This is a genomic window from Rhodospirillaceae bacterium, from assembly GCA_018660465.1.
Classification (GTDB): Bacteria; Pseudomonadota; Alphaproteobacteria; order Rhodospirillales; family JABJKH01; genus JABJKH01.
In genome coordinates this window covers 1-6,014 of the sequence record JABJKH010000109.1, presented here as the reverse complement: position 1 = coordinate 6,014, position 6,014 = coordinate 1, and the positions used below count along the sequence as shown (strand labels likewise).

Annotated in this window: 5 protein-coding genes and 1 pseudogene; all 6 read left to right on the top strand. The window is 51.2% G+C overall.

All coding sequences use genetic code 11. The features are described 5' to 3' along the window. The first annotated feature begins 25 nt into the window (after positions 1-25). A pseudogene (locus HOM51_18410) lies at positions 26-139 on the top strand (cytochrome B). Between the two features lie 134 nt (positions 140-273). Then, positions 274-534 carry a rhodanese-like domain-containing protein gene (locus HOM51_18405; GenBank protein MBT5036489.1) on the top strand — a complete coding sequence of 87 codons (261 nt, stop codon included), beginning with the start codon at positions 274-276 and terminating at the stop codon, positions 532-534. 83 nt (positions 535-617) lie between these two features. Further along, on the top strand, positions 618-854 hold the full coding sequence (locus tag HOM51_18400; protein ID MBT5036488.1) for a DUF1150 family protein: 237 nt from the start codon (positions 618-620) through the stop codon (positions 852-854). A 73-nt stretch (positions 855-927) separates the two neighbouring features. Continuing rightward, complete coding sequence (locus HOM51_18395) at positions 928-3,675, top strand: HAD-IC family P-type ATPase (GenBank protein MBT5036487.1); 2,748 nt, start codon at positions 928-930, stop codon at positions 3,673-3,675. 451 nt (positions 3,676-4,126) lie between these two features. Continuing rightward, complete coding sequence (locus tag HOM51_18390; GenBank protein MBT5036486.1) at positions 4,127-5,143, top strand: chemotaxis protein; 1,017 nt, start codon at positions 4,127-4,129, stop codon at positions 5,141-5,143. Positions 5,144-5,229: 86 nt separating this feature from the next. After that, positions 5,230-6,014: transporter substrate-binding domain-containing protein (locus HOM51_18385; GenBank protein ID MBT5036485.1), on the top strand; the 785-nt coding region annotated here is incomplete at its 3' end.

Sequence of the window (6,014 nt, the reverse complement as noted above, 5' to 3'; positions counted from 1 at the left end):
TCAAGTTTAAGAGAGGAAAGCCGTCATGACTGTGAAGCAGATATATATCTTTAAAGGATTCGAACGCTTCTGGCATTGGGCGCAAGCCGTATTGATCATGTTTATGGCGTTAACCGGATTTGAAATCCACGGCACCTATACGGACCCGGCCCAACGACTTTTGGCAGCAACGTTAAGACGGTTAAGCTGGCAATCGACACGGGTGATGAATCAGATACCATTACATTTCCATCGTTTCGAAATCTGGTTCTAAACGCGCCAAAGAGTGTGCACTTGATTGATGTGCGATCCCCGGAAGAATTTAAAATGGGATCGCTGCCGACTGCCGTTAACATGACTGTAGATGAAGTTGAGGAAAAAGTGGCTACGTTACCTAAAGATAAGCCAATAATCTTCATTTGCTCTACCGGATCGAGGAGCGGAGAAGCGTATGACATCGTCAAGCCGACACGCGAAGATCTAAAGGTTTACTTTCTCAATGCCACTGTAGAATACGCAAAGGATGGCTCGTACAAATTGAGCCCTCCAGGTTGAAGATGGCAGATGCGTGAACTTGCCGCCTGGCAGGCTAAAAGCCTGTCAGGCAGCGCACCGCGTTTGATGATGGGAGCGGCAAGATGGATTACAAATTTTCAGCAACTCCGAAAGGTCAGAAAATTCTGGCCGTGCCAGACAAAGATTTTGCCCAAAGTGGCATTGAACACGTGGTTTACATCAAACCGATTAAGATAGATGGACGATGCTTGTTTGCCATATTTGCGGCCAACGGCGCGCCGAAGGCGATAGCAAAAGATTATAATAATGCAATGGCTTTCGCCGTCCGTGAAGATTTTATACCCCTTAGCCTCCACTAATGTCGGCTGGCTATCAATGTGTCTTTAGTGCGAGAGGTGGGAAGGGAAAGTTGGATGTGCTGAGGAGGCGGCCTTGAAACAAAACGCACGTTCGAAATGGTATCAGAAGTCTGTCGAAGAGGTTCTTACACAACTCCAGACCGATGGTCACGGAATCACTACAGACGACGTGGTCGAACGGCATAAAACATTCGGCTATAACAGTCTCGAATTCAAAAAACCGAGTGTGTTCGCTCGGTTCGTTCGACAATTCAATAATCCTTTGGTCTTCATCCTTCTCGCTGCATTCGCAATGACTTTGGGTCTGACCTTTTCCGGTGCCGATATGTTAGTTGATTCGGCAGTTATCATGGGCGTGGTCATCCTCAATGCCGTTCTCGGATTTTTCCAGGAAGGGAAAGCGGAAAACGCGCTGCAGGCCTTGAAAGAGATGATCGTCCCCGAATGCACAGTCCGGCGTGACGGAAAAGTAAGCATTATACCGACTCGCGATCTGGTCCCGGGAGACTTGGTTCTGCTGGAAGGCGGCGACAAAATTCCCGCAGACCTACGTCTCATTAATGTGCGTGAGGCTGCCGCCGATGAATCTGTTCTGACGGGTGAATCGGTCACCGTAGAAAAACATACTGAGGCGCTGGAGGGCGAAAACTTGTCACCCGGCGATCAAATTTGCATGGCATTTGGCGGTACTTTTCTTGCGCGTGGAACGGCCACGGGCGTCGTCGTGGAGATTGGAGAAGGAACTGAATTTGGCAAGATTGCGGCTTTGGTCAAGCATACTAAAACGGTACTGACCCCGCTGCAGAAGAAAATTGCTGTATTCACCAAGACCCTGATCATCGCCATCATTTCCCTGGGTCTTGTTAATTTCGTTCTCGGTGCCTTTTTTGGTTACTCGCTGGTTTACAGCTTCCTCGCGTCGGTGTCGTTGGTGGTTGCCGCGATTCCCGAAATGTTGCCAATGATCGTCACTGCGATTCTTGCCTTGGCGGCAACGGCAATGGCACGCAGAAATGCTCTGATCCGTCGACTGCCGGCGGCAGAGACTTTGGGCTGCACCACGGTCATCTGTTCAGATAAAACCGGTACGCTGACAAAAAATGAAATGACCGTGACGCGCCTCTACGCCGCGGGCCGAACTTATGAACTCTCGGGCGTTGGTTATTCACCGCACGGTGAACTAAGCCAAGCAGGTGCGATAATTTCTGAAAATGTCCTAGGCGAGCCGCTGCGCGAAACCCTTCTGGCTGGAGCCCTGTGTAATAACGCAATAGTGAAGGAGGATGGTGTCCACTACAAGATGATTGGAGACCCAACCGAGGGTGCCTTAGTCACATCGGCAATGAAGGTCCTTGTCACGCCCGAGTTGGATCGCCTCGACGATATCCCATTTGAGTCCGGTAACATGTACATGGCGACCCTCCATCAGGCCAAAAATGAGAATGTCATATACCTCAAAGGCTCGCCCGAGCGGGTGCTCGACATGTGCTCCACACAACTCGGCGATGACGGTATGGTGCCACTTGATCACCCGGCGTTTACCCAGGCGGCCAATGAGATGGCTGACGCGGCGTTGCGGGTTATCGGCATGGCGATGAAAAAGGTGCCGGCAGACAAGACGACATTGAGCCACGAGGACCTGTCTGATTTCGTATTTGCCGGTTTGCAGGGCATGATTGATCCGCCGCGTGAGGAAGCCGTCGTTGCCATCGAACGCTGTCGCGGTGCCGGCATTCGTACCGTAATGATTACGGGTGACCATATGCTGACCGCACGAGCGATTTCACGCGAACTTGGCATCATCCACGGCGACGACAATCGAGTTCTGGCCGGTCAAGAACTGGCCGAGATGAGCGACGCCGAGCTTAGCGATGCAGTGGAAGAGCATTCAGTATTTGCCCGAGTGGCGCCTGAACACAAGCTTCGGATTGCCCAGAGCTTACAGGGAGGCGGTCATGTCGTGGCGATGACCGGCGACGGCGTCAATGACGCACCAGCCCTTAAGGCTGCTGATATCGGTGTTGCCATGGGGATAACGGGAACTGCGGTTAGCAAGGAAGCATCGAGCATGGTGTTAACCGACGACAACTTCGCCACCATCGTTGGTGCGGTGGAGGAAGGTCGCCATGCTTGGAACAGTCTTGAAAAAGCAATTTTATTTACGCTTCCGACCAACGGCGGGCAGGCGCTATTGGTCATGGGCGCGGTTCTTTTGGCACCATTTATTCCGCTGTTCGGTGTACGCCTGCCCCTGGAGCCTGTTCAGATTCTCTGGGTGAACCTGTTTGATTCATTCTTCCTCACCATGCCGTTGATGATGGAGCGCAAGGCCGAACATATCCTTGATGCAACTCCTCGCGATCCCGCGGCTAAAATCGCAAGCAGCTTATTTTTGCAGCGTGTTCTCTTAGTGGGCTTAACCATCGCGCTAACGGGCTTTGCCGTGTTTCACTATTTTGGTGCGGCGGCAATTGTTGACGGCAAAGTCATTGATCCACTCAGGTTAACCCAGGCGCAGACGGCAGCATTTTGGGCTGTCCTACTGGTTCACCTTGGCTTCGTCATGAGCGCGCGATCTGTCTACCGTTCTGCCTTCAGCTTCAGCCCGTTTACAAACAAGTGGCTATTGTTGGGTATCCTTACTTGCATTTTTGTTTGGTCCCTACCGCTGATTTCTCCAGTGTTCAGCTCAATGTTCCGGACGGCCGCTTTTCCTGCCGAATGGTGGCTGATAATCCTACCCACCTTGCTACCGGCTTTTATCGTCCTTGAGATTGATAAGTTCGTCCGCAGGCGCATGGGGGTGGTGCCAAGAGTGTAACCTCCAGGAATAATTCTCAGGAGAGATCTATTGTAATTCCCCCCCTTATTTATGTCGACGACCCAAATAGTGTCCCCATATTTCCGAACGACGTCGTTCTAAGGTTCTAACGTCGCATGATTACTAGAGGAGAAAATAATGCAAGTTGATCGCGCTTCTAATCGGTGGCTCGTTGTGCTTGGGTCGCTGCTCATTTAACTCAGCTTGGGGGCGATCAAGTTAGTAACAAAAGCCTTACGGGACAATTACCAAGAAGATCGACCTGCTGAAGCAGGTTGAAGACCGCGTCGCTTCTGATTTAGTCGAACTTGCAGCGCACGAAGGAAATGCTGCTCAAAAAGTCTTCTATACCGCTGGAATTACGACCCTGGTTCTTCTGGTTATCACGGGACTGCTGGTCTTCTTTATCGTCACGGGTATCACGCGTCCTATTGCAGGCATCACAGAAGCCATGTCTGTACTCGCTTCCGGCGACACAACGGTTGAGATTGAAGGTGCCGAGCGCGGCGACGAAATCGGCTCCATGGCGCAAGCGGTTCAGGTGTTCAAAGACAACGCCGTTGAACGGATCAAGCTCGAAGAAAAGCAGAAGGCGGCGGAAAAACGGACTGAGGAAGAAAAGAAAGCCATGATGCTAAAAATGGCCGATGGTTTCGAAAGTTCGGTTGGTGGCATTGTGCAGTCCGTATCGTCGGCATCAACCGAGATGCAATCTTCCGCTGAGGCCCTTTCGGCGACCGCCGAGCAGACAAGTGCTCAGTCCCAGGCAGTGGCCAACGCAGCCGACGGAGCATCATCCAATGTTCAAACCGTGGCGACAGCAGCCGAGGAACTTTCAGCCTCAATTTCTGAGATAAGTCGTCAAGTGGTTGAATCGACTAAAATCACGGGTGATGCCGTGAAAGAAGCGGAACGTGCTGATGAAATGATCCAAGGCCTGGCGACAGCTGCCAACAAGATTGGCGAAGTGGTTTCCCTGATTACGGACATTGCGGAACAGACCAACTTGTTGGCCCTGAATGCGACCATCGAAGCTGCCCGGGCTGGTGATGCTGGCAAAGGATTTGCGGTGGTGGCCCAGGAAGTCAAAAACCTGGCCAATCAGACGTCAAAGGCAACCGATGAAATCGGCAGTCAGATTGGTGACATTCAAGGCGCGACCAAGGATGCCGTTGATGCGATCCAAGGCATCGGCAAGACCATCAGCGACGTCAATGAAATTGCATCGACAATAGCTGCGGCCGTCGAAGAACAAGGCGCTGCGACCAACGAAATCGCCCGAAATGTTGAAGAGGCCGCCATGGGAACGACCGAAGTATCGTCTAATATTGGCGGCGTAACAGAGGCGGCAAGTGAAACCGGGGCCGCGTCCACACAAATGCTGGGTTCCGCAAATGAACTTTCTCAACAGTCGGAAATCCTGCGTGACGAAGTGGAGAAATTCCTGAGCGAGGTTAGGGCGGCCTAATTAGGCAGGGGAAAAACCGGGCGGTGGAATAGTGTGAATGGAAGAGGGGCCGTAACGATTGTCCCGCACTGATATGGTGAATGTTGATGAGTAAGTTTCTACCGAGGATTAGCAAAATTATTTTTGCACCAATTATCGGTGGCTTACTTGTCGCGGGATCGTTACCGGTTTGGGGCTCTGGCCCTGAGGAGACAAAGCCTACCAGTATTATTGCCGGTGTTGTCTCAAACTTTCCGCCCTATTATCAAACCGATAAATCGGGTAACCCGACAGGATTCGCCATTGATGTCCTTAACGGGGTTGCGAAGCATGTGGGCCTGGCTGTTACCTACCGTTCTTTTAAGGCCCCTCGAGACATGCGGGCGGCGTTGCGTGCAGGCCATGTTCATGTTGTACCCAGCCTTAGCGTTTCCAAAGCCCGGAAAAAGGATTTTTTATTTACTCAAACCGTAAGCACAATTCGTGTTTCTTTGTTCGTGCGTAATAAAACTTACGGGATAACGAGTCTGAGCGATTTGACGGGGAAATTAATTGGGGCACTCGAACATAAACGCCCTGCTCGGTTGCTTGCAGCTATGGGTCATACACAGATCAAGATTTATAAAAATGTACCTTCGGCGCTTTTTGGACTGCTTTCGGGTCAAGTGGAAGCATTTGTATTTCCAGAGGCTGTATTTTGGAAATTTGCCCACAAATCTAGAGTTGCGGAACAAATTAGAGCCCTGGAAACGCCAATTGCCGAAGTTAAGAGAGCCATGTTGGTGGCCAAAGGAAATGTGGCGCTTCAAGCACAGTTAAACCGTGGACTCGAAAAGTTTCTGGCATCAAATGAGTTTACCGAGATCTACCGCAATTGGTTTGGAACTCCATT

Coding starts and splice junctions, on each gene's coding strand:
- HOM51_18400 (MBT5036488.1), top strand. CDS start 618: ATGGATTACAAATTTTCAGCAACTCCGAAAGGTCAGAAAATTCTGGCC.
- HOM51_18390 (MBT5036486.1), top strand. CDS start 4,127: ATGTCTGTACTCGCTTCCGGCGACACAACGGTTGAGATTGAAGGTGCC.